Below are 23,221 nucleotides of genomic sequence, written 5' to 3'. Positions count from 1 at the left end.
GCCCCGGGGCACCGGCCTCCGTCCCCGTCCGCCGCCCCCCGGCCGCGGGGTCGCTCCCCGCCCCGCCCGGGGGCCTGCGGCGGGCCCGGCGCGCGCCCCGCCGCGCGCGCGCCGGCCCGGCGTCGGTCACCCGGCGGCGCAGGCCCCGAGGTCTTCCCAGACGCCCCACTCACCGGTGGAGCCGGGCTCCTCGCCCGTCACCCACCACTTGGCGCGCCAGTTGTGCCCGTCGAAGGAGACGGTGTCGCCGCCGTTGTAGACGCTCCCGGCGGTCCACGCCGCCGCGGCGCAGTCGCCCTGCTCACCGCCGCCGTCGCCGCCGCCGTCGCCGCCGCCGTCGCCTCCCCCGTCGCCACCGCCGCCGATGCTGACGTCGATGCAGGAGTAGAAGGCGTTGCCGGTGTCCGCGACGTTCCAGACCGCGAGTACCTTCTGACGGCCGGTGAAGCCGCCGAAGTCCACCTGGTGACTGACGTCCGGGGCGGGCTGGGCGCCGTGACCGTCGTATTCGGCGATCTTCTGGTTCCCGATGAAGTACTGCCAGGTGTCGGTGGCGTGGCGCGCCGTGTGGTGCCAGGTGAAGGTGTGTGTCGCGCCGACCGGCGTGACCCGCCAGCCCAGGCTGTCGTCGTCGAGTTCGGAGAACTGACTGTTCCCGCCGCTACAGCTGCTCAGGCCCTTCGGCCCCTCGACGCTCTGCGGCTCGTACTTGATCTGGCCGCAGTCCACGACGCCCGCGGCGCACTGGTCCTGCCGGCTTCCGGGCGAGGTCACCCAGCCGTGGGCGTTCGCCGTGCTCGCCGGCAGGCTGACGGCGAGCAGGGGGGCGACCAGCGCTCCGACCGCGAGAGCCACCCGTCTTTTCGTGTTCATGCCATGCCCTTTCTTCCGATACGTCCATGCCGCCGTCCACCCCGCGGGGCTTGCCGTCGCCGGCGCGAGTGGCACCGGTGACCGAGGACGGAGGCCGATATAGGTCTAGACCTAGCAGCACTAGGTCTAGACCATAGCCATGGACGGGATTCGGTCAAGGGCTTGCGTGAAGCGAACCGGCGAGCGCGGACGCCGGCTTCGGACCGGATACCGGCCCCACGCCCCCATCGGCGGCCAGTCCCCCGAGGTCGCCCACGAGAGAGGAGCACCACGATGGAAGCGCTGGACAGAAGCCGTGAGTACGTGATCGGACTCTTCCGCATCGTCATGGGCCTGCTGTTCGCCTGCCATGGAGCCGCCACCCTGTTCGATGTGCTGGGCGGGCCGCACGGAGCCGGGCCCGAGTTCGCCGCGTGGCCCGGCTGGTGGGCCGCGGCCGTCCAACTGCTCGGCGGCGCGTTGGTGCTGTGCGGCCTCGCAACCCGGGCCGCCGCCGTCCTGTGCTCCGGGTCCATGGCGTACGCCTACTTCACCGAGCACCAGGCCGACGCGCTGTTCCCGCTCGAGAACGGCGGCGAACCGGCGGCCATGTTCTGCTGGTCCTTCCTTCTCATCGCCGCCATCGGCCCGGGCCGCTGGACGCTCGCCTCCCTTCTCCGCCTCCGGCGACGGGCCGGCGCCCGGCGGATCGGGACGCCGTCACTTCACTGAGCGGCGGGCGCTCCGTAGACACCCAACTCGTGGATCGAGTAGCCCCAGGTGGTCTTCCGCTCGACACCCCGCACACGGACGTACCGCACCGCCTCCGTGGCGGTGAGCCGGACGACGTCGAGGCCGCAGACATCCGGGCGCCGGGTGGAGGCGGTGGTCCAGTTCACGCCGTCCGGGGAGGTCTGGACGGTGTACTCCCTCGCGCACGCGCTCTCCCACGCGACGGTCACCGCCGCGACCGTCGCCGGAGCGGAGAGCTCCACCTGCACCCACTCGTCGTCCGAGTAGCCGGAGGCCCAGCGGGTGCCCGTCAGCCCGTCGTTGACGTGCCGGGGGGCCAGGCGGTCGAGGTTCTGCTCCACGCTGGACGCGGACGCCGTCCCCTCGAGGGCCAGGTTCTCCCCGCCTCCCGCCGTGTCCCACAGCCGCAGCCGGACGTCGGCCCGCACGAGGAAGGAGTCGAGTACTCCGTCGCCGACCTTGGGCTGGACCTTGCCCCAGGAGTTGTGCGGGGGGTCCACCCGTACGGCACGGGCCTGCCGCTGGAGTTCGTTCGATTCGGCCAGCAGCCGGTCGGACGCCTCCTTGTCCCCGGCCTGGCGTGCCGCGAGGGCGTCGAGCATCGTCACCATCGCCTTGCCCCACAGCTCGGTGGCGTCCAGCCAGTCGGCCGCGTCGACGGTGAACCCCTCCTCCACCTCGCCGCCGCGGATGGTGGCCGGGGCCTGTTCGACGGCCCTCGCGTAGGCGCGCAGTGACGTGACGGCGGCGGCGCGGTCCCCTTCGTCCCATGACGTCCAGAACTCCGTCACCCGACGGGCGAGTTCGGGTGCCTGGGGCTGCCAGGGGGTGGCGCCGAAGGTCGGGGCCAGGTGTTCGAGGTCGCCGAAGACGAGCAGGGCCTCGGTGGCCTCGCGGTCACCGCCCGCGAGGTAGGCCATGGCACGCGGCCAGTTACTCCTCGCGTCGTAGGCGCCGTCGTTCCAGGCGAAGTCCGCCGTGCCGAAGACGGCGACCTTGCTGGCGTACGGCTGGTTCATCGGGTTGGCCACGACGCCGGAGAGGTGCGCCGACAGGCCCGCCTCACGCTTGTCGTAGGGCGCGAGCAGCAGCCGGCCGCCGGTGTTGCCGAAGTCGTTGACCGGGTAGTTGTCCCACACGAAGACCTTGCGCCCGAAGAGCTCCGACGCCTTGTCGGCCTCCTCGTTGGTGATCTTCGGTGGGACGACGTCGGTACCGGTCCACATCACCTCGACCGCGGGGTCCAGGGTGTTCCGCAGGGTCTGTTTGTAGGCGGTGTCGGTGAGGTCGCCGTACTCGGTGGGCACCATCTGCAACGGCTGGGCGCCCTCGTGCGTGGCGACGAAGTCCCGCTGCACGTCGTTGAGCAGGTCGGCCTGTGCCCGCGCGGCCGCTTCCCGGCCGGGGTCGCCGAACGCCTCCCGGTCGCCCTCGCAGTTCCACCGGGTGTAGCTGATGTCGTCGAGCGGGACGGAGAACGCGCGGGTGCCCAGGTCGTACAGCGCCTGGAGTTTGGCCTTGAGGGCCTCGCGGTCGGCGGGGTCGGAGTAGCAGATCGACTCCCCGGGCGAGACGGCGAAGGTGAAGCGCACGTGGTTGGCGGTGGCCCGCCGCACCAGCTCGCCCAGTTCGTTCAGCTTGTCCGCCGGGTAGGGCTCGCGCCACTTGCCCCGGTGGTACGGGTCGTCCTTGGGCGCGTAGATGTAGGTGTTCGCCTTGACGTCTCCGTAGAAGTCCATCTGGTCGAGGCGCTCGGCGTGCGTCCACGGCTGCCCGTAGAACCCCTCGATGGTGCCCCGCAGCGGCATCGACGGGAAGTCGCTCACCCGCACGCCCGCGACCTTCCAGGACGTGCCGCCGGCGCGGACGAACAGCTGGCGCAGGGTCTGCACCGCGTAGAACTGCCCGGCCGCGTCCTCGCCGCCGAGGGTGATCTCCGCGCCCGGCCGGGCTCCCTCGACGCGCAGGGCGTAGCCCTCGTCGTGGCCGGGTGTACGGGTGTCCCCGAGTGCCGCCGCTATGTCGGGGCGCGTGGCCGGGCCGAGCCGTACGGTGAGCAGGCCGGCGGCGGCAGCGGGGACCTCTTCGGGGGCGACGACGTCCACCCGGTGGGCGCCGTGCGCCTTCAGTTCCCGGACGAGACGGTCGCGGGCACCGGCGTCCGTACCCTCGTCGGCCACGACGAGCACGCGGCCGGTCACCACGGCGTCGCGCCCTTCGCGGGCGAGGGTCTGCGGGGTCGGTGACACCGGCGGCAGCGGGGACGCGGCCGCGTCCCCGGCCGCATGGGTCACGGCGGTATCCGTCACGGCGGCGGCCGGTAGTGCCTCGAGCATCATGGTGCTTGCTATTGCGAAGCAGAGACCGGCTGCGGCGGCGGCTTTCGCGCGTCTTGCCATGAAACCTCCAAGCATGGTCTGGACCATTACTTTCCCTTGTCCCGACGATGGTGAAGGATGGAGACGGACAGAGGTAAGACGTATGGGGTCTAGACCTCTCGCCCGGTCACCTTTACTCTGGCCAACGCCGCCGACCCGACCGGCGCCGTGCTGGCGCGGACGATCAACGCGGGCTCGACGGACGCGGGTTCCGGCGTCGCGCCCGGGTCCGTGATGTGCCGCAGCAGGTGGGCGACCGCGAGGGCCCCCATCTCGGTGAAGGGCTGGGCCACCGTGGTCAGCGAGGGCGAGCAGTACTCGGCCAGCGCGATGTCGTCCACACCCACGACGGAGATGTCCTGGGGCACCCTCCGGCCGAGTTCGTGCAGGGCGCGGATCACGCCGAAGGCCATCTCGTCGCTCGCCACGAACACCGCGGTGACGTCGGGGATCTTGCCCAGGACCAGCCCGTTGCGATACCCGGAGGCCGGAGTCCAGTCGCCCTCCAGCACCGGCGGCACGGAGAGCCCGGCCGCCCGAAGGGTGTCGCGCCAGCCGACGCGGCGGCTGGCGGCGTCGAGCCACTCCCGGGGCCCCGCGACGTGCCAGACGGTCTGGTGGCCCAGCTCGATCAGGTGACGTGTCGCCAGGCGTGCCGCCAGGGCCTGGTCGACGGCGACGACCTCGGTAGCCGAGGTCCTCGATCCGTCGACGGTGACGGTCGGCACCGAGCGGGTGAGCCGCTCGATCCTCGGGCTCACATGGACCAGCGGCACCGAGAGGACGACCCCCTCGACGCCCTGCTCCGCCAGCCGGGACAACGCCCCCTCGATCGCCGCGGTGTCCAGCGAGGCGGTGGTCGCGGTGCTGACCGCGTACCCGGCCTCGCGTGCCGCGGTCTCGATGCCGAACGTCAGGTTCGTGCGCGAGTAGAAGTTGGTCCGCAGCGTCACGACCCCGATCGTCCGGCTGCGCCCCGACGACAGCACGCGCGCCGCGTTGTTCTTGCGGTAGCCGAGCTGTTCGACGGCGGCGAGGACCTTGGCGCGGGTCCCCTGCTGGACGTTGGGGTGGCCGGCCAGGGTCCGGGACACCGTCTGGGCGGAGACCCCGGCGAGCCGGGCGACGTCGGCCATGCCGGGTTGCCGCGCGACGCCGTCGTCGGCCGTCCGCCTGCTCGGGGGCCTCTTGCCGGCACCCGGTGTTTCCGATGACATCGCTCGCCTCTCCGGAGACGGCGCGGCTCCGGCCACGCCGCCGCAGATGGTGGTCCCGCTCGGCAGTCTAGCCACGTAGGCACTGTTGGCATCGATAACATCGCGGCTCGGCTCGGTGAGCGGCCCCGCCTGGCAGGGCTCCCGTCCGGTGAGCGGCGCTCCGGCCCGGTGAGCGACGGGACACCGCACTTTGGGTGCGCGGCGGCAAGGACCCGGCGGTGAAGACCTTCGACATCACTCCGGCGGTCAACAAGATGGCGGCCGACGAGAAGCGGGACACCTGCTCCCAGCGGGCCGCCGTCGCCTTCACGGCACCGCGCGGCGGCAGGGTCACCGTGGAAGAACACCCACTCCCCTACGACTCCGGCGAGTCGGAGGGCAAGGCGGTCGACGACGTGCTCGCCGGGCGGCACTCGCTGAAGTCCCACGCGGAGAACACGGGGCTGGTCCACCGCACGACCCCGGCCACGGTCCCGTTCGAGGAGGGCCACAAGTGGGTGGGGCCGAGGACGGTGCCGTCCGGCGCCGAACTGAGCCCCGGGGTGCCCGGTGAGTACGGACCCGCCGACGGGGCACCCCCCGGGCGAGCGCCCCGCCGACGCCCGCTGAGCCGGCGCGCGTCGGCCGTCCGCCCCGGCCGGCGGGCCGCCGACGCGCGCGGGGGTGAGGAGCTCACTCGAACGTCTCGACGTGCTCCTGCGGCGGTCCGAGGTCGGGCCGGTCGTGCAGGGTGATCCGGTCGCCGAGGCGTTCGAGCTCCAGCACGGTCAGGGTGTTGTCGCCCGGGTGCAGCAGTGGGCCGGGCAGATAGAGCGTGGTCTGGGGTCCGATCTCCCAGTAGCGGCCCAGCAGGGTGCCGTTGACCCAGAGGAATCCCTTGCCGAATCCCGGCAGGGCGACGAAGGTGTCCGCGGGCTCGACCACGGTCAGCGTGGCGGTGGCGAAGCCCGCCCTTCCGTCCGGCGGGGCCGCCGACGCGACGCGGGCGGTGTCCTGCCGCGTCCACTCGTCGAGCGGCAGCGGACGGATCGTCCAGCCGTGCACCAGCCGGCGTTCCACCCGCACCCCGCCGAGGATGCCCTTGCCCTGGCCGAGCAGGGGGCCGTAGTTGATCCGCCCCTGGTTCTCCACCAGCAGCGCCAGCCGGACGCGTGCTCCGGTGCCACGGACGGTGAACGAGGCGCTCTCGCGGTCCAGTACGGCGGCGGGTGTGCCGTCGACGAACACCTGGGCGCGGTCGTGCAGACCCGTGACGGTCACCTCGTGGTCCCCCGGCGGCAGCAGCGGCTCGGCCTCGTAGAGCACCAGGCCGGAGGCCAGGGAGAGTTCCTCGAAGCTGAGCGGCAGCGGTGCGTGTACCGGCTCGGCCGCCGCGCGCAGCGCGTCCAGCAGGGCCGCCTGCCGGGTGACCGGGAGCCGACGGGGCGCCAGCAGCGGCGGATCGGCGGGCAGCGGACGCTCGGCTCGCTCCGCTCCGGCGCCGTCGAGCGCGGCCAGCTTCTCCCTCAGGGCGTGGAACTTCGGTGTCAGGGCGCCGTGCTCGGCGATGGGGGCGTCCGAGTCGTAGCTGGTGACGGTCGGCTGGATCCGGCCGCCGTCGTGGTTGGCGCCCGCCCACAGGCCGAAGTTGGTGCCGCCGTGCGCCATGTAGAGGCTCACGGAGCCGCCCTCGTCGAGGATCTCGCCGACGGTCTCGGCCGCGCTCCGCGCCGACCGGACGTGGTGCTTCTCGCCCCAGTGGTCGAACCAGCCGTTCCAGAACTCGGCGCAGAAGAAGGGCTCCCCGGGCCGGCGCGAGCGCAGCAGCTCCGCGGCCCGGTCGGGACGTGAGCCGAGGGTCGCCGCGGCCAGTTCGCCGGGCAGGTCGCCGCCGTCCTGCATCAGCGGGGTCGGTCCGTCCGCCGTGTAGAGCAGTTCGGTGACTCCGCGCGCGACGAGGGCGTCACGCACGTGGCGGACGTAGGCGTGGTCGTCGCCGTAGCTGCCGTACTCGTTCTCGATCTGCACGGCCACCACCGGCCCGCCCCGGCCGGCCTGGAGGTCGGCGACGCGCGGGATCAGCTCGTCGAACCAGCGGTCGACCGCTTCCAGGAACGGGCCGTGCGAGGTGCGCAGCCGCATGCCGGGCGTGCCGGTCAGCCATGCGGGCAGACCGCCGTTGTCCCACTCGGCGCAGATGTACGGGCCCGGCCGCACGATGACGTCCAGCCCCTCCTCCTGGGCGAGCCGGGCGAAGCGGCCCAGGTCGCGCGGGCCGTCGAAGCGGACGTCGCCCTCGGCGCGCTCGTGGAAGTTCCACGGGACGTAGGTGTCCACCGTGTTCAGGCCGAGGGCGGCCAGCCGCCGGAGCCGGTCGGCCCACTGCTCGGGGCGGACCCGGAAGTAGTGCAGCGAGCCCGAAAGGACGCGGTACGGGCGCCCGTCCCGCAGGAGGGCGCCGTCGCCGTACGTCAGGGCGGCGGGGAGGGACGTGCTCACGTGACGGCTCCAGCGGTCGGGAAGGGGCGAGGACGACACAGGAGGGCACCAGCGGTCGGGGGTTGGAACTATGGCAGAGAATGTTATCGATGCCAATCGATTCGTCCGCCGTGCGCCAGTGGTTTGCGCCCCGCTGCTTCGCCCTGTAGGAGCGAGGCCATCAGCTCGTCCATCGGCTCCGAACACCCGGTCGCCTTGGGCACGGTGGAGCCCGTCCGCTCCCGGCGACCGGGCGGGCAGGATGCGGCCGACCAGTCTGGTGCCGTGCTGCGCCACCTCTGTCCCGAAGCGTTCGTACAGGGCGGTGGTGAAGCAGGCCGTATCTGTCCTGGTGCAGCGCGCGGACCGCCCTGCCCTCTCGCTCGGTGGGGTCGAGGGGCCGACGACCCCGCCGTACGCAATATCCGGTCACCGAGCATCTCGTCCGTGCGGCGGACCGGGCTGCTGCCGCCGACGGGCGTGACGTTGTCGGAGCGCCCCATCGCGAGGGCCGGCGGCGGCTGTTCGAGAAACTGCCTGAGCACTCCGGTCGAGCGCGTCATCGGGGAGACCCAGACGGCACTGAAGACCCTGCCGGGGGCGAGCTGATTCGACGGCGCCCGCACAGGGGCGGCGGAGGAGGGTTCCGGCACTGGAAGGGTGCCGTCACTCCGGGCCGCGTCTGCCGAGGAGGTAGGCGGCGGTGAGCGCGACGGCGCGGTCCTCGTCGTGCGTCAGCTCCGCGAGGGCGCGGGACGTCGTCGCTCCCGGGACGTCGGCGAGCGCCTGTGTCAGCCGTCGGCGCACGGACGGTTGCGCGGCGCCGTGGGCGAGACGGTCGACGAGCCCGGTGGCGATCCCGTCCGCCAGCTCCGGACGACTCGCCAGCGCGCTCAGGGCGTCCGCCGCGTCGACGTCGTTCGCGCCCTCGGCCACCATGTCGACGAGGGTGGGGACCGCGTCGGCGTCCCCGCGTGCACCCAGTTCCAGGGCCGCGTACCGGCGGACCCCGAGATCCGGGTGCGTGAGCGCGTCCCGCAGCAGCGCGGTCGCCGCGCCGTCCGGGACCTCGGTGATGGAACGCACCGCGCGCTCCCGCACCGCGGCCACGGGTGAACCGAGCCCCTCCGTCAGCAGTGCCAGTCCGCCACCATCCGATTGCGCCAGAGCCCAGCGGAGCGCTCCGGCGACGTTCGGGTCCGTCTCGTTCAGCACTGCCTCCACCAGTGCCTCCGCGGGCACCGGGACCTTGTCGGCCAAGGCCAGGGCCGCGCTCTGACGCCTGCCCGCGCTCTGTGATCCCAGCGCCTGGAGGAGGGCGACGGTCTGGAGGACGTCCTCCCAGCCCTCGGGTTCGGCGCTACCGATCCGACGGAGCCGGGTGAGCAGCTCCGTCTCGGCCGCGATGCGCTCTCGGGTCCGCCGGATCAGGTCCTCGACGAGGTCGGACGGCACGAAAGCGGGGTCGTCGAGCGCGCGCCCGACCTCGCGCAGGGACAGCCCCAGTGACCGCAGGCTCTCGATGTGGAAGACGCGCCGGCAGTCCTCGCCGGAGTACTCCCGGTAGCCGGCCCCGGTCCGGCCCGTGGGGCGCACCAGGCCGAGCGACTCGTAGTGCCTGAGCATGCGGGCGCTGACCCCCGACTTCCGTGCCACCTCACCGATCAGCACCGCCCGTCACCCCTCCTGGCCGTACGGGCCGAGGGCCACGACACGCTTCGCCTCGTCGATCGCGAACCCGAAGCCGGCATCGGGATCGCGCAGCAGCCGTTCCGTGGCGATCGCGTGCGCGCGCACCTGCGGGGCGGCGTCCGTCATCGCCGCGCGCAGCGTCGGCAGGATCACCTCACCGAGCGCGATCAGTGCCCTGCTGAGACTCAGCCGCGTCTCGCGCCCCCCACGTCCGAGCTGTGTCGCCAGCGCGTCGGCCAGCTCGCCCTCCTCATCGTCGGGCACGAGCACGACCGCCGCCCGCCAGGCGCTCCGGGCCACCTCGTCGTCGGCGTCGGCGAGCAGCGCCCGGGTGAGGGCCGGCCACGCCCGGCGGTCACCGATCTTGGACAGTGTGTGCAGGGCCTGGCCGCGTGCCTGCGCACGCTCCGACCTCACCTCGTCGACCAGCCTCGGGACCGTCGTGGACGCCGGGTGCCGGGTGAGCGCCCATGTCAGCATCTCCCGTACCTGGAAGTCGGGTTCGGTCGCGCAGCGTTCGACGAGCCTGCCGACGTACCGCGGGTCGGGGGCCGTTCCGACCGCCATCGCCGTACGCAGCCGCACCGACGCGTGGTCGTCCTCCAGCCCCCGCAGGGCCGGCGGCGTGTTCATGTCCTGTTCCGGCAGGGTCATCGGGACCACCTCCTCGACCCAGTGAAGGCCTTGTCACCGTGTCAAGGTCAAGCGGAGCGCGTAAGAGATCACCCGGCACCCGCTCCCGTCCGGTCGCCGAGGCCCCCCGGATCAGCCGGAAACCACCGGCGCGCTCCCGGTCGGAAGCGTTCTACGCGGGAGTCACCGACGACGAACCGGGCGCACCCCTCCAGGAATCCGCGGGCGTGGTTCCGTCCACCCGGCGCCCGCGGCCGCGGCCGCGGTGATCATTACCCGACCGCCCGCCCCGGGCCTCTCGTCGCGACGGCAGGAGCGGGGAGAGGCCCGGGGCGTGGGCCCGGTCAGGCCAGCAACTCCCGCGCGATGGCGCGGGCTTCCGTGAGCAGGCTCCGGCCGTGGACCCCGTGGTGGGCGAAGGCGCCCTCCAGGAGGAGGAAGAGGTGCCGGGCGAGGCGGTGGGGGCCGTCGGCGACGGGACGGTCCTCGGCGATCAGCTCACCCAGGCGCCGCTCGACCGCACCCTTGTGCGCCCGGATCACGGCGAAGGCGGGGTGCTCCACGGGCAGTTCGGCGGCGGCGTTGAGGAAGGCGCAGCCACGGGTGCTGGTCAGGGCGTCCTCGGTGTAGACGTCGAAGAGAGTCAGGGCGCGAGGCGCCGGGGCGGTGGCCAGGCCCTCCTCGAGGCGCTGCCACCAGTCCGCGTGCCGTTGCCGGAGGTAGGCGACGACCAGGGCGTCCTTGGAACCGAAGTTGTTGTAGAGGGTGCGCTTGGTCACCCCCGACTCGGCCGCGATCAGGTCGACGCCGACGGCGTGGATGCCGTTCTCGTAGAAGAGCCGGGACGCCGTCGCGAGGACGAGACGGGCGCGGGGAGTGAGGCTCGGGGCCTCCACGGAGGGCGGGACCGTGGCGGCACGCGGGGCGTCACAACGCTCCGCCGACCGGCTTCTTCGCTGCTCCAAGCCCTGCCTCCGGACTCCGCCGTTTTGACTTCCACTGATCTGTATACCTAGCCTGCCAGACGAATTACACAGATCAGTGTAGCCAGGTGGCGTCGAGTGCGCTCCGCCACCGACAGTGCGAGGCCGAGTGCTCGGGGGCGGGGTACAGCCGGGCCCGCACGGCTGCCGAGCGAAGGGAGTACGTGTGGGCGCCCAGTCCGCAACGCGGCCGGAAGCGAACCCCGTCACCGCAGCCTGGCGAAGCCTGAGCAAGCCGGTGTTCCTGCCGGCTCTGGCGATCATCATCGCCGCGCTGGCCTTCGCCACGTGGTACGGGTCCGTATACGGAACGGACGCGCAGGACGCCTTCACCGAACTGCGGGACGGTATCGGCCGGACCATCGGTTGGTGGTACGTCCTGCTGGTCACCGTGTTCGTGGTCTTCGCCTTCTGGGTGGCGTGCTCACGGGCGGGCGCCATCCGCCTCGGCCGGGACGACGAGCGCCCCGTGTTCTCCCGGTTCGCCTGGTTCGCCATGCTGTTCTCGGCGGGCATGGGCATCGGGCTCGTCTTCTGGGGGGTGGCCGAGCCGCTGACCCACATGATGTCGCCGCCGGAGATCGCCGGTGTGGAACCGGGCTCCGCCGAGGCCGGCCGCTTCGCGATCGGCGCCGCCCTGTTCCACTGGGGTCTGCACGCCTGGGCCATCTACGCCGTCGTCGGCCTGGGCCTCGCCTACATGTCCTTCCGCCGCGGCCGCCCGCTGTCGATCCGCTGGCTGCTGGAGCCGGTCTTCGGCCGCAAGCTGATCGAGTCCTGGGCCGGCCACGCCATCGACGTCTTCGCCATCGTCGGCACCGTCTTCGGCGTCGCCACCTCGCTCGGCCAGGGGGTACTGCAGATGCAGGCCGGCCTCGCCCATCTGGGCTGGTTCCAGCCGTCCAAGGGGCTGCTGCTGGTCCTCGTCGTGATCGTCACCGTGGCGGGCACCATCTCCGTGGTCACCGGTCTCGACAAGGGCGTGCGCTGGCTGTCCAACGCCAACATGAGCCTCGCCGCCTTGCTGGCACTCGCCGTCCTCCTGATCGGCCCGACGGCCTTCCTCTTCCAGTCCTTCGTACAGAACTCCGGCGAATACCTGCAGACCCTGCCGAAGCTGGCCCTGGTCACCGGCGCCGGCGCGGACGACGGCTGGACCCTCGGCTGGACCCTGTTCAACCAGGCGTGGTTCCTTAGCTGGGCGCCGTTCGTCGGCATGTTCATCGCCCGCATCTCGCGCGGCCGCACCATCCGCGAGTTCGTCTTCGGGGTCATGCTGGCTCCCACCCTGATCGCCGTCGTCTGGTTCACGGTATTCGGCAGCACCGGCATCCTGGAACAGCTCAAGAACGGCTCGATGGTCGGCGAGGGCGGCTCGGTCGACACCAACACCACGCTCTTCACCCTGTTCGAGCAGCTGACCGGCGGGTCCGGTATGGCCGTCGCCCTCTCCGTCGTCGCACTCCTGGTGATCACCCTCTTCTTCGTCACCTCCTCCGACTCGTGCGCGCTGGTCATCGACGTCCTCTCCCACGGTGGCAGCACCGAGACTCCGCGAACGACACGCGTGTTCTGGGCCGTGATGATCGGTGTCGCCGGTGCGCTGCTGCTCCTTGCGGGTGGCGAAGCGGCCCTGACCGTCCTCCAGGTCAGCTCCATCGCCAGCGCCGCACCCCTCTCGGTCGTCTACGCCCTCGCGGTCGTCGCGATGATCCGGATGTTCCGCCACGAGATCGCGATCATGCCGCGTTTCGTCCGCGTCCACCCCAAGGCCACCCCGACGGCGCTGGTCTCGGCCGCCCGTGAGAAGGCCCGGGGCGAGGACACCCGGGGCGGGGCTGCCCCTGGCCAGGAGGACCTGGAGCGTGATCTGCGCGCGCTGCTGCGTGCCTGGCGCGACGGCGACGGAGCGGGAGGAACCGCAGGAGCGGGAGAGACCGCAGGAGCGGGAGGAACCGGTGACGCGGAAGGAACTGCCACCCGGCGACGGCCCGCTGCCACCCCGCCCGGGGCACCATCGCCGGCCCCGGCGGCCACAGCCGTCCTGGAACAGTCCGCAGGCGCCCTTGCCCCTTCCGCCGCGCTGGCCGCCGTCGGCGCCTCCCCCGACCGTCCCGTCCGTGTCCTCACCGTCCTGGACGTCCCCGCCTACGCCACCACCGTGGACACCGCCACGGGTGCCGTCGAATGGGACGAGACGGCGATGCCCGGTGACCCGATCGAGGGCGAGGTCTTCGACACCCCCGAGTTCGCGTCCTCCGCGGCCGGGGTGGAGGAGCGCACGGCCCGGCTGCTGCGCGGCGCCGCCGACGGCGACGGCCCGGCCGGCTGAGCGGCCGCACCCGGCTCGAGAGGGCATCCGATCAGTGTTCACACGCGGAGGCGTTGCCACGCGTGACCTTCGCCGCCACAAGGCCGATACTGCCGACAGCGGCGCCCCGGCCGGGACTCGTCCGGCCGCCCGGCCGTCCAATCGATCTGACGCTCCGTCACCGAAGTCGGCACTAAGTAGGAGGAACCCTTGAGGATGCTCATCAACGTCCCCGAGACCGTGGTCGCGGACGCGCTGCGCGGTATGGCGGCCGCGCATCCCGAGTTGACCGTGGACGTCGAGAACAGGGTGATCGTGCGGCGGGACGCTCCCGTGGCCGGGAAGGTCGCCCTGGTGTCGGGGGGCGGCTCCGGGCACGAACCGCTGCACGGTGGGTTCGTGGGTCCGGGGATGCTGTCGGCGGCCTGTCCGGGCGAGGTGTTCACCTCGCCGGTGCCGGACCAGATGGTGCGGGCCGCGGCGGCCGTGGACAGTGGGGCCGGGGTGCTGTTCGTCGTCAAGAACTACACCGGTGACGTGCTCAACTTCGACATGGCCGCCGAACTCGCCGAGGACGAGGGCATCCAGGTGGCCAAGGTCCTGGTCAACGATGACGTGGCGGTGACGGACAGCCTCTACACGGCCGGGCGGCGCGGTACGGGGGCGACGCTGTTCGTGGAGAAGATCGCCGGGGCCGCCGCGCAGGAGGGCCGGCCGCTGGAGCGGGTGGAGGCGATCGCCCGGCAGGTGAACGACAGTTCCCGCAGTTTCGGCGTCGCGCTCGGCGCGGTCACCACGCCGGCCAAGGGCAGCCCGACCTTCGACCTGCCGGCCGGTGAGCTGGAGCTCGGCATCGGGATCCACGGCGAGCCCGGCCGGGAGCGGCGCCCGATGATGACCTCGGGGGAGATCGCCGAGGCGGCCGTGGACGCGGTCCTGACGGACCTCGGCCCGCGCGGTCCCGTCCTGGTCCTGGTCAACGGCATGGGCGCGACGCCGCTGCTGGAGCTGTACGGCTTCAACGCCGAGGTGCAGCGCGTACTCGGCGAGCGCGGTGTCGCCGTCGCCCGCACCCTCGTCGGCAACTACGTCACCTCGCTGGACATGGCGGGGGCCTCGGTGAGCCTGTGCGAGATCGACGAGGAGCTGCTCGGACTGTGGGACGCGCCGGTGAAGACGCCGGGCCTGAGGTGGGGCATGTGACGGTGGGCGGGGAAGGGATCACCACGTACCTACCAGGCAAGGAGATCCAGTGCTCGACGCCGAATTCTTCCGCCGTTGGATGACGGCGGCCGCCGCGTCGGTCGACCGCGAGGCGGAACGGCTCACCGCCCTCGACTCGCCCATCGGCGACGCCGACCACGGCAGCAATCTCCAGCGCGGGTTCGCGGCCGTGGTGGCCACGCTGGAGGAGGAGGCGCCCGACACGCCCGGCGCGGTTCTCACGCTCGCCGGGCGCCGGCTCATCTCCACGGTCGGCGGCGCCTCGGGGCCGCTGTACGGGACGCTGCTGCGCCGCACCGGCAAGGCGCTCGGGGACGCCGCGGAGGTGAGTCCGGATCAGCTGGCCGAGGCGTTGCGGACGGGGGTGGACGCCGTCCGGACGCTCGGGGGTGCCGCGCCGGGTGACAAGACCATGATCGATGCCCTGGTGCCCGCCGTGGAGGCCCTCGGCGACTCGTTCGCCGCGGCCCGCGCCGCGGCCGAGGAGGGGGCCGGGGCGACCGTGCCGCTGCGGGCCCGCAAGGGCAGGGCGAGCTATCTCGGCGAGCGCAGCATCGGGCACCAGGACCCCGGCGCCACATCGGCGGCGCTGCTCGTCGCGGCTCTGGAGGAGGCGGCCGGTGAGTGACGGGAAGCTGGTCGGAATCGTGCTGGTGTCGCACAGCGCCGAGGTCGCCGCGTCCGTGGCCGAACTGGCGAAGGCCTTGTCGGGCGGTGGCGTGACGGTGCCGATCGCGCCGGCGGGCGGGACCGCGTCCGGCGGGTTCGGGACCAGCTACGAGATGGTCTCGGCCGCTGCCGCGTCCGTGGACCGGGGCGCGGGGGTCGCCGTCCTCACCGACCTCGGCAGCGCGGTGCTCACCGTCAAGGCGCTGCTCTCCGAGGGCGACGAACTCCCGGAGAACACCCGTCTGGTGGACGCCCCGTTCGTCGAGGGCGCGGTGGCCGCGGTCGTCACAGCCGCGACGGGCGCCGACCTCGCGGCCGTGGAGGCGGCGGCCGCGGAGGCGTACTCCTACCGGAAGGTGTGACCGGCAGGTGTAATCGGCAGGTGTGGCTGGAACGTCCGGTGCGCCGGGCGGGAGGGCGCTCCCCCGCCGCGCCGCGCCGGTCGCGCGACCGGCGCGGCGCGGTCCGTCAGGAGAGGCCGGCCGCCGCGGCCCTGAGAGCGGTGCGCAGGGTCTTGGCCAGTTCGGCCCGCGCCGTCGCGGCGTCGGCGCGGCCGTCGGCCGTGTGCCAGGCGTGGTGTTCGACGGCCGCGCGCAGCGCCGCGTTGAACATGGCCGCCTGGATCGCCGGCCGCAGGTCCTCGGCGGGCAGCCCGGCCCGTTCGGCCAGTGCGCGGGCGAACGCCGGCTCGGCCTCGTCGTAGGTCTGCAGCCAGACCGCGCGCAGGCCCGGTTCGGTGCGGGTCAGCCGTACCAGTGCCCCGACGGTGGCCTGGGCGGGTCCGGCGAGGAGGCGGTCGTCGTCCGCCGCGCGCTGCTCGAAGTCGAAGGCCTCGTCGAGGGGCCGGCCGGGCCGCCACTGCCGCAGCGAGTCGGCGATCAGCTCGATACCGGCCGCGAGCAGCGGTCGTACACAGCTCTCCTTGGTCGGGAAGTAGCGCCACACCGTACGTGCGGAGATGCCGGCCGCCCGGCCGATCTGCTCGCCCGTGGTCGCGGCGACCCCCTGGGTGACGAAGAGGTCCACGGCGGCGCGGGCGATCTCCAGCCGGATCTCGGCCTTGCGCTCCTCGGTCAGGGGCGGTCTTCCTGTGCGTCCGCGAGCTGCGGCCATCTGTTCCTCCGACGCCGGTGGTGTTCCTCCCGGGATTCTCCACGACTAATTTTTGTCACTCACCGACATTAAGTCGTAGGGTGGCCGGGCAGCGGGCACGACGTCCCCGGGACCTCACACGAAGGAGCACCACATGACCGGCGGACCGGGCGGGCGCAGTGTCATCGTCACCGGAGCGGGATCGGGCATCGGGCGGGCCGCCGCCCTGGCGTTCGCCGCGCAGGGCGACCGGGTCGTGCTGGCGGACCTCAACGCCGAGGGCGCGGACGCGGCCGTCCAGGAGATCGAGCGGGCGGGCGGCACCGCCGTCGCCGTGACGGGCGACCTGAGCGAGCAGGCGGTCGTCGACCGGGTGACGGCGACCGCGGTCGAGCGGTTCGGCGGCGTCGACGTCCTGGTGAACAACGCCGGGATCATGGACCGGATGTCGGCGCTCGCGGACGTGAGCGACGCCGAGTGGGAGCGGATCCTGAGGGTCAACCTCACCACCCCCTTCCTGCTGAGCCGCGCGGTGCTGCCGCACATGCTGGCGGCGGGCCGGGGCGCCGTGGTGAACACCGCCTCCGAGGCGGCCCTGCGCGGCAGCGCCGCGGGCGCCGCCTACACCGCCTCCAAGCACGGCGTGGTGGGGCTGACCAAGTCCCTGGCGGTCATGTACCGGGGGCGGGGCATCCGCGCCAACGCCATCTGTCCGGGCGGCACACAGACCGCCATCACCGTCGACGCCGAGCAGGGCGCCCACGGGCCGGCCACGCTCGGCCCGCACTTCGTCAACCTCGGCCGGGTGTCGCAGCCGGAGGAGCAGGCCGCGGCGATCGTGTTCCTCGCCTCGGAGGCGGCGAGCAACATCAACGGCGCGATCCTGCCCGTCGACGACGGCTGGTCCGCCGTCTGAGGTCCCCTCCGCGCCACCGTCAGGGGCGACCCGCCGCGCGCGGCGCGTCGGCGGGCCGGCCGCCGTCGACGAACTCCCGCGCCAGCCGCTCTCCGGTCTTCTCGGCGGCGGCCCTGTCCTCCAGGGGCTCGACGTCGCTGCCCTCGAAGACGATGTACGTCACGCCGGACGGCGTACCGCCCCCGTGGGGGTCGGCCGGGATGCCGAGCGACCGCGCGGCGGCGTAGGAGGCCTCACCGATGAGGTCGCGTGGGCCGACGTCGCCGACGACCGCGTACCGCACCCGGTCCCCGTAGACGACGGCCGCGACCGATCCGCCGTGGACGTCGTGCTCGCGGTGGTCCCAGATGTCGCTCGGTTCGGGGAGGACGACGTAGGGCAGGCGTTCGGCGTCCAGAGGCAGGCCGTCCGACTGCGTGTAGGCGGTGGCGGAGGAGAAGTACGGGTCGGTGCCGCTGTTGCAGCGGTCGCCGGGCCGGCCGTCGCAGTCGACGTCCAGGTCGGCCTTCCAGTACACGGCGTCTCCCCTGCCGCAGACCGGGATGTCCGCCGGCGCTCCGGCGTCGGTGCGGTAGCGCCCGTGCGAGACGGGGTCGCAGCCCCGCACCCTCGCCAGCAGGTCTTCGGCGCGGACGGGCTCCTGACGTCCGCCGCCCTTCTGCCGGGCCCCGGCCCCGGACCGGATGCCGGACGGCAGTGCGGGCCCGGCCTGGGGTCGCGACACCGGTCCGGTCCGGGGGCCGGACCTGCCCGCCCGGACCGGGTCGGTGTGGGGCTGGTGCCCGGGCGGGGGCTGGACCCGCGGGGCGGGACGGGGCGGGAGCGGAGCGCCGGGGAACGTCGTCGGGGCGAGCAGGGCGGCGCTGGCCGCGACCAGAGTCAGCGACTGGACACGCACATCGTGGCCTCTCCTGGGGGACATGGACGGTCACTCGGCCTCATCTGTCCCCGAATCGCGCGGGGGGCCACCTTTTGTGGGCCAGACGGTGCATGCCCGGCCGCCCGTGCCGACGCGACTCCGACCGCCCTCTTGATGTGGCCGCGTCACTGGCGCCATATTGGTCCGGACCATTGCCGCCACGTCCGAGCCACCCCGGAGGCAGCGCCGTGCGCCACGCTCCCGTCCCCGCTGTCCCCTTCCCCGGCCCCGTTCCGCGGCGCTGCGCGCTGCTCTGCGGGGCGCTCGTCCTGGTCACGTCCTGCGGCTGGGGCACGGGCGACGGCGGTGCCGAGAGCGGCGGGCGGCCCGGCGCGCCGACGGGCGTCACCGCCGAGGCGGGCAGTGCCACGACCGTGCACGTGATGTGGAACGCGGTCGACGGCGTCGAGACCTACGAGGTCCATCGCGGCGGCACCCTGGTGGAGGAGGTACCGGCGTCCGACCGCATGGTGGACGTCACCCGGCTGCGCCCCTCGACGGCCTACGCCTTCACCGTGCGGGCGCGCGACGCCGGCGGGCGGCTCGGACCCCACAGCCGGGAGGTGCGGGCGACCACCCCCGCGGCGGTCGCCGACGACTCCGCCCCGACCCGCCCGGGAAGCACCCGCGGCCGGGCGGCGGGCAGCCGGGCGGTCCAGCTCACCTGGTCCGCCGCGACCGACGACCGCGCAGTGGTGTCGTACGACGTCTACCAGGGTGACGCCAAGGTCCACAGCGTCGGCGGCGGGCAGACCGCGGCCGTCGTCACGGGGCTGCGCGCGGGCACCCGCTACTCCTTCACCGTCCGGGCGCGGGACGCCGCCGACAACGTCTCCCCCTCCGGCGCCACCGTCCGGATCACCACCCCGGGCTCCGACGACGGCAGTGCCACGGCGCCCGAGGCACTGCGCGCGGCCTCGCACAAGGCCGACGGGGCCTACTACATCGACCTCACCTGGGTCCCGCCGCGCACGGACGGTGTGGTCACCGAGTACCGGATCCACCTGGACGGCCGTCCGGCGACCTCACTCGTCTACGGCGGCGACGCGCCGCGCGACCGGGCCGAGTACAGCTTCTACGCGGGGCGCCGGTCCGGTGTCACGCACCGGGTGCGCGTCCGGGCCAGGCTGTCCGACGGGACCTGGGGCGGCTTCTCGGACGAGCGGAAGGTGACCACGGGCGACGGCGGATGACGGTCGGGCCGGGGTGCGCCGGGCCGGCCTGGCCGGCCTGTCACCTGGGCGGTCGCGCTCGGCATGCGGGCACGGCCGCCGCCCTGTTGGCTGCCCGTGAGGCAGCACGGGCGTTCCCGATCTCGGCGGCGCAAGGGATGTACCGCCAACCGTGCCGCCGGAGAGCAGTCCACATGCGCATCTCATCGCCACTTCTCCGCTCCGGCCTGACCGTGGCGGCCGCCGCCGCGCTGCCCGTGGCCCTGGCCGCCGGGCCGGCTTCCGCGGGCCCGGGCATCTCCGTGAGCACCACCGGGACCACGGTGTCGGTCACGACCACCGCCTGCGCCCAGCTGAGCGGCAGTTGGGGCACCGCCTCGCTGCTCACCGGCGCCCAGGGGGACTTCGCCGAGGGGCGCCAGGTGGCACTGTCCGGCACGAGCTCGGGCCAGTCCGCCACCTGGTCCGGCATCAGCCCGGGCACGTACACGGTCATCGTCATGTGCTCCAACAACAGCACCGCCGGCTCCCAGACCGTCATCGTCTCCCCGGCGCCCTCCCCTTCACCCAGCCGGTCCCCGTCCCCGTCACCCTCTCCCTCCGCGTCACCACGCGGCGTCCTGGGCGGTCTCGGCGGGGCCGTCGAGGACTACGGCACGGCCACCCTCGTGGCGGGCGGCGCGCTGGTCGGCACGGGGGTCATCGCCGCGGCGTGGTTCCTGCGCCGCCGCCGGAAGCCGTACCGGTTCTGAGCCGCGGACGCGCTCACACCCGTCCGCCGCCCGCCGGCCCGTTCGTCGCCCGGCGGGCCCGTCACCGCCCGGCGGGCCCGTCACCGCCCGGCGACCGGTCGTCACCCGGCAGCTCGGCGAACTCCGCCAGGGCGTGTCTGAGCCACCGCGTCCAGAAGGTCTCCAGGTCGATGCCGGCGCGCAGCACCAGGTGCCGCAGCCGGTCCTCGGTACTGTCGCTCCCGGGCGGGAAGTCCCGCGTCTCGATCTCCTCGTACTCGGCCAACTGCCGTTCGTGCAACTCCAGATGGCGTCGCAGGTCTGTCTCGATGCCGGTGGTGCCGACCACCGCGGCCGCCCGCAGCCGCAGCAGCATCGTGTCCCGCAGGGGCTTGGGGTCCTGGGCGGCGGCGGCCCAGCGGGCCAGTTCCGCGCGGCCCGCGGGCAGCACCTCGTAGGACTTCTTCTGCCCGCGGGACGGCTGCTGTCCGGGCAGCGCGCGGATCAGGCCGTCCGCCTCCAGCTTTCCCAGCTCGCGATAGATCTGCTGGTGCGTCGCCGACCAGAAGTAGCCGATCGACCTGTCGAAGCGGCGGGTCAGCTCCAGCCCCGACGACGGCTTTTCGACCAGGGCGGTGAGGATCGCGTGCGGGAGTGACATGCGCTCATCCTAGGGACGGCACAAGCGCGTTCTCCGGTCCCGCACGCCCCTACAGCGCCGCGGCCAGCTCGGTGCCCTGCTTGATGGCGCGCTTGGCGTCCAGCTCGGCGGCCACGTCGGCGCCGCCGATGAGGTGCGCGCTGCGCCCGGCGGCGACCAGGTCGTCGTACAGGCCGCGGCGCGGCTCCTGACCCGTGCACAGGACGACCGTGTCGACCTCCAGGACCGTGGACTCGTCGCCGATCGTGACGTGCAGCCCGGCGTCGTCGATCCGGTCGTAGCGCACGCCCGGGACCATGGTGACGCCGCGGTGCTTCAGCTCGGCGCGGTGGATCCAGCCGGTGGTCCTGCCGAGTCCCGCGCCGACCTTGGAGGTCTTGCGCTGGAGCAGGTGCACGGTGCGCGGCGGTGCGGGCCGCTCGGGTGCGGCGAGGCCGCCGGGCGCGCGGTAGTCCATGTCGACGCCCCAGAGGCGGAAGTACGTCGCCGGGTCCTCGTGCGCCTTGTCGCCGCCGTCGGTGAGGTACTCGGCGACGTCGAAGCCGATACCGCCCGCGCCGAGGACCGCCACCCGGTCGCCGACGGGGGCGCCGTCGCGGAGCACGTCGAGGTAGCCGACGACGCTCGGGTGGTCGACGCCGGGGATGTCCGGGGTGCGCGGGGTGACGCCGGTGGCGACGACGACCTCGTCGTGGCCGGCCAGGTCGTCGGCTTCCACGCGGGTGTTCAGGCGCACGTCGACGCCGTGCTCCTCCAGCCGCGTACGGAAGTAGCGCAGCGTCTCGTCGAACTCCTGCTTGCCCGGGACCTTGCGGGCGACGTTGAGCTGGCCGCCTATGTCGCCCGCCGCGTCGTACAGGGTCACCTCGTGGCCACGCTCGGCGGCGCTCACCGCGCAGGCCAGTCCGGCCGGTCCGGCGCCGACGACCGCGACCCGCTTGCGCCGCCGGGCCGGGGCCAGGACCAGCTCGGTCTCGTGGCAGGCGCGCGGGTTGACCAGGCAGGAGGTGATCTTCCCGCTGAAGGTGTGGTCCAGGCAGGCCTGGTTGCAGCCGATGCAGGTGTTGATCGCCTCGGGGCGGCCGGCCGCGGCCTTGGCGACGAAGTCGGGGTCGGCGAGCATCGGGCGGGCCATCGACACCATGTCGGCGGCGCCCTCGGCGAGCAGACCCTCGGCCACCTCGGGGGTGTTGATGCGGTTGGTGGTGACGAGCGGCACCGTCACCTCGCCCATCAGGCGCTTGGTCACCCAGGTGTAGGCGCCGCGCGGCACGGAGGTGGCGATGGTGGGGATGCGGGCCTCGTGCCAGCCGATGCCGGTGTTGATGATGGTGGCTCCGGCGGCCTCGACGGCCTTGGCGAGGGTGATGACCTCGTCGAGGGTGGAGCCGCCGGGGACCAGGTCCAGCATGGAGAGCCGGTAGACGAGGATGAAGTCCTCGCCGACCGCCTCACGCACCCGGCGGACGATCTCGACGGGCAGGCGCACGCGGTTCTCGTAGGAGCCGCCCCAGCGGTCGGTGCGGTGGTTGGTGCGCGCGGCGATGAACTCGTTGATCAGGTATCCCTCGGAGCCCATGATCTCGACGCCGTCGTACCCGGCCTCGCGGGCGAGGCGGGCGGTGCGGACGTAGTCGTCGATGGTGCGTTCGACGTCGTCGTCGGTCAGCTCGCGGGGTACGTGGGGGCTGATCGGCGCCTGGAGAGGGCTCGGGGCTACCAGGTCGGCGTGGTAGGCGTAGCGGCCGAAGTGCAGGATCTGCAGGGCGATCCGGCCGCCCTCGCGGTGCACGGCCTCCGTGACGACGCGGTGCCGCTCGGCCTCCGCCCCGGTGGTGAGCCTGGCGCCGCCCTCGTACGGCCGGCCCTCGTCGTTGGGGGCGATGCCGCCGGTGACGATGAGGCCCACGCCTCCGCGGGCGCGGGCGGCGTAGAAGGCGGCCATGCGCTCGAAGCCGCGCTCGGCCTCTTCCAGGCCGACGTGCATGGAGCCCATCAGGACCCGGTTGGGGAGCGTGGTGAAGCCCAGGTCGAGCGGGCTCAGCAGGTGGGGGTAGCGGCTCATCGGGGCCTCCGTGCGCGGTGTGGTGCCTCTGTTGTAGAGGACGGCCGCCTTCTTGTGCAACTAGTTGCACAAGAAGGCGGCGCACGCCACACCGCCGCGCCGGCGGACCTCGCTCAGTGGCTCTCCAGCCGTACGTGCAGTTCCCGCTCCTGGTCCCCGGAGGCCGTGCTCAGGTCGTGCACGGTGAACAACGAGTCCAGGGTGGTACGGAACCGGTCGATCGCCCAGTAGCCGCCCTGCACGTCGGCCTCCACGGACGCCGTGAGCCGGGCCGGGTCGCACTCGCCCCTGGCCTCGGCCACGTCGAAGGTGCCGAGCCACACGGTGGGACGCACCCTGTCGTACTCCCGGGGCACCTCCTCCGAGCGCCGGTCGGAGGAGAAGCACGTGCACAGGGCGTCGAACACGGTCCGGGCGTCCTCCTTGCTGCACCCGCTCAGCTCCACCGAGACGGACTCCGGATGCAGTCGCTCACCGTCCATCGTGATCGCTCCTC

Annotated in this window: 21 protein-coding genes; 9 read left to right on the top strand and 12 right to left on the bottom strand. The window is 73.2% G+C overall.

All coding sequences use genetic code 11. The annotated features are described in order from the left end of the window. Window positions 1-126: 126 nt before the first annotated feature. Window positions 127-873 (bottom strand): lytic polysaccharide monooxygenase, encoded by a 747-nt coding sequence (locus tag ACH4NX_RS04330; RefSeq protein WP_398127006.1) that lies wholly within the window; start codon window positions 871-873, stop codon window positions 127-129. A 273-nt stretch (window positions 874-1,146) separates the two neighbouring features. Here ACH4NX_RS04330 and ACH4NX_RS04325 point away from each other — a divergent pair, with 273 nt between their 5' ends. Continuing rightward, window positions 1,147-1,584 carry a DoxX family protein gene (locus ACH4NX_RS04325; RefSeq protein WP_351398956.1) on the top strand — a complete coding sequence of 146 codons (438 nt, stop codon included), beginning with the start codon at window positions 1,147-1,149 and terminating at the stop codon, window positions 1,582-1,584. Here ACH4NX_RS04325 and ACH4NX_RS04320 read toward each other — a convergent pair. Further along, window positions 1,578-3,944 carry a beta-N-acetylglucosaminidase domain-containing protein gene (locus tag ACH4NX_RS04320; RefSeq protein ID WP_398127007.1) on the bottom strand — a complete coding sequence of 789 codons (2,367 nt, stop codon included), beginning with the start codon at window positions 3,942-3,944 and terminating at the stop codon, window positions 1,578-1,580. The genes ACH4NX_RS04325 and ACH4NX_RS04320 overlap by 7 nt on opposite strands. Window positions 3,945-4,093: 149 nt before the next feature. Further along, on the bottom strand, window positions 4,094-5,200 hold the full coding sequence (locus ACH4NX_RS04315) for a LacI family DNA-binding transcriptional regulator (RefSeq protein WP_351398958.1): 1,107 nt from the start codon (window positions 5,198-5,200) through the stop codon (window positions 4,094-4,096). 218 nt (window positions 5,201-5,418) lie between these two features. On the opposite strand from ACH4NX_RS04315, the gene ACH4NX_RS04310 reads away from it, so the two are divergent. Next, window positions 5,419-5,934, top strand: coding sequence for a hypothetical protein (locus ACH4NX_RS04310; RefSeq protein ID WP_398127008.1), 516 nt, complete (start codon window positions 5,419-5,421; stop codon window positions 5,932-5,934). On the opposite strand, the gene ACH4NX_RS04305 is transcribed toward ACH4NX_RS04310, so the two are convergent. The 4 genes from ACH4NX_RS04305 to ACH4NX_RS04290 all read right to left on the bottom strand — a co-directional run bounded on the left by ACH4NX_RS04305 (window position 5,873) and on the right by ACH4NX_RS04290 (window position 10,878). Next, the gene (locus ACH4NX_RS04305; protein ID WP_398127009.1) at window positions 5,873-7,678 is read right to left on the bottom strand and encodes a glycoside hydrolase family 35 protein; all 1,806 of its coding nucleotides are present in this window, start codon (window positions 7,676-7,678) and stop codon (window positions 5,873-5,875) included. The two genes, ACH4NX_RS04310 and ACH4NX_RS04305, sit on opposite strands and share 62 nt — an antisense overlap. A 645-nt stretch (window positions 7,679-8,323) precedes the next feature. Beyond that, the gene (locus tag ACH4NX_RS04300) at window positions 8,324-9,328 is read right to left on the bottom strand and encodes a HEAT repeat domain-containing protein (RefSeq protein ID WP_398127010.1); all 1,005 of its coding nucleotides are present in this window, start codon (window positions 9,326-9,328) and stop codon (window positions 8,324-8,326) included. 6 nt (window positions 9,329-9,334) lie between these two features. After that, on the bottom strand, window positions 9,335-10,003 hold the full coding sequence (locus ACH4NX_RS04295) for a HEAT repeat domain-containing protein (RefSeq protein ID WP_398127011.1): 669 nt from the start codon (window positions 10,001-10,003) through the stop codon (window positions 9,335-9,337). Between the two features lie 323 nt (window positions 10,004-10,326). Next, window positions 10,327-10,878 (bottom strand): TetR/AcrR family transcriptional regulator, encoded by a 552-nt coding sequence (locus tag ACH4NX_RS04290; RefSeq protein WP_351402445.1) that lies wholly within the window; start codon window positions 10,876-10,878, stop codon window positions 10,327-10,329. A gap of 253 nt (window positions 10,879-11,131) precedes the next feature. Here ACH4NX_RS04290 and ACH4NX_RS04285 point away from each other — a divergent pair, with 253 nt between their 5' ends. From ACH4NX_RS04285 to ACH4NX_RS04270, 4 genes are all read left to right on the top strand, one after another. After that, the gene (locus ACH4NX_RS04285; RefSeq protein ID WP_351402447.1) at window positions 11,132-13,297 is read left to right on the top strand and encodes a BCCT family transporter; all 2,166 of its coding nucleotides are present in this window, start codon (window positions 11,132-11,134) and stop codon (window positions 13,295-13,297) included. A gap of 189 nt (window positions 13,298-13,486) precedes the next feature. Beyond that, complete coding sequence (gene dhaK / locus ACH4NX_RS04280; protein WP_351402449.1) at window positions 13,487-14,479, top strand: dihydroxyacetone kinase subunit DhaK; 993 nt, start codon at window positions 13,487-13,489, stop codon at window positions 14,477-14,479. Between the two features lie 49 nt (window positions 14,480-14,528). Next, a complete protein-coding gene (gene dhaL, locus ACH4NX_RS04275; protein ID WP_351402451.1) occupies window positions 14,529-15,128 on the top strand; it encodes a dihydroxyacetone kinase subunit DhaL in 600 nt (199 codons plus the stop codon). After that, a complete protein-coding gene (locus ACH4NX_RS04270; protein ID WP_351402453.1) occupies window positions 15,121-15,531 on the top strand; it encodes a PTS fructose transporter subunit IIA in 411 nt (136 codons plus the stop codon). Before dhaL ends, ACH4NX_RS04270 begins: the two co-directional genes overlap by 8 nt. Window positions 15,532-15,637: 106 nt before the next feature. Here ACH4NX_RS04270 and ACH4NX_RS04265 read toward each other — a convergent pair whose 3' ends face one another. Next, window positions 15,638-16,282, bottom strand: a complete 645-nt coding sequence (locus ACH4NX_RS04265) for a TetR/AcrR family transcriptional regulator (protein ID WP_398127012.1) — start codon at window positions 16,280-16,282, stop codon at window positions 15,638-15,640. Between the two features lie 133 nt (window positions 16,283-16,415). Between ACH4NX_RS04265 and ACH4NX_RS04260 the strand changes: the two genes are divergently transcribed. Next, entirely contained in the window at window positions 16,416-17,177 is a 762-nt protein-coding gene (locus tag ACH4NX_RS04260) for an SDR family NAD(P)-dependent oxidoreductase (protein ID WP_351397922.1), read from the top strand. A gap of 19 nt (window positions 17,178-17,196) precedes the next feature. Here ACH4NX_RS04260 and ACH4NX_RS04255 read toward each other — a convergent pair whose 3' ends face one another. Continuing rightward, window positions 17,197-18,075 carry a glycoside hydrolase family 75 protein gene (locus ACH4NX_RS04255; RefSeq protein ID WP_351397920.1) on the bottom strand — a complete coding sequence of 293 codons (879 nt, stop codon included), beginning with the start codon at window positions 18,073-18,075 and terminating at the stop codon, window positions 17,197-17,199. Between the two features lie 209 nt (window positions 18,076-18,284). Here ACH4NX_RS04255 and ACH4NX_RS04250 point away from each other — a divergent pair, with 209 nt between their 5' ends. Both ACH4NX_RS04250 and ACH4NX_RS04245 read left to right on the top strand, forming a co-directional pair. After that, window positions 18,285-19,289, top strand: coding sequence for a fibronectin type III domain-containing protein (locus ACH4NX_RS04250; protein ID WP_398127013.1), 1,005 nt, complete (start codon window positions 18,285-18,287; stop codon window positions 19,287-19,289). A 173-nt stretch (window positions 19,290-19,462) separates the two neighbouring features. After that, window positions 19,463-20,020 (top strand): hypothetical protein, encoded by a 558-nt coding sequence (locus ACH4NX_RS04245; RefSeq protein ID WP_398127014.1) that lies wholly within the window; start codon window positions 19,463-19,465, stop codon window positions 20,018-20,020. A gap of 61 nt (window positions 20,021-20,081) precedes the next feature. On the opposite strand, the gene ACH4NX_RS04240 is transcribed toward ACH4NX_RS04245, so the two are convergent. From ACH4NX_RS04240 to ACH4NX_RS04230, 3 genes are all read right to left on the bottom strand, one after another. Continuing rightward, window positions 20,082-20,660: a PadR family transcriptional regulator gene (locus ACH4NX_RS04240; protein ID WP_351397914.1), complete on the bottom strand. Its 579-nt coding sequence runs from the start codon at window positions 20,658-20,660 to the stop codon at window positions 20,082-20,084. 49 nt (window positions 20,661-20,709) lie between these two features. Continuing rightward, window positions 20,710-22,725 carry an FAD-dependent oxidoreductase gene (locus ACH4NX_RS04235; protein ID WP_398127015.1) on the bottom strand — a complete coding sequence of 672 codons (2,016 nt, stop codon included), beginning with the start codon at window positions 22,723-22,725 and terminating at the stop codon, window positions 20,710-20,712. Between the two features lie 113 nt (window positions 22,726-22,838). Further along, window positions 22,839-23,207, bottom strand: coding sequence for a hypothetical protein (locus ACH4NX_RS04230; protein ID WP_345593617.1), 369 nt, complete (start codon window positions 23,205-23,207; stop codon window positions 22,839-22,841). Window positions 23,208-23,221 lie beyond the last annotated feature (14 nt).

The organism is Streptomyces sp. NPDC017225, assembly GCF_044331465.1.
Taxonomy (GTDB): domain Bacteria; phylum Actinomycetota; class Actinomycetes; order Streptomycetales; family Streptomycetaceae; genus Streptomyces.
The sequence above is the reverse complement of the archived record's forward strand: the minus strand, read 5'-3'. Positions and strand labels throughout refer to the sequence as shown.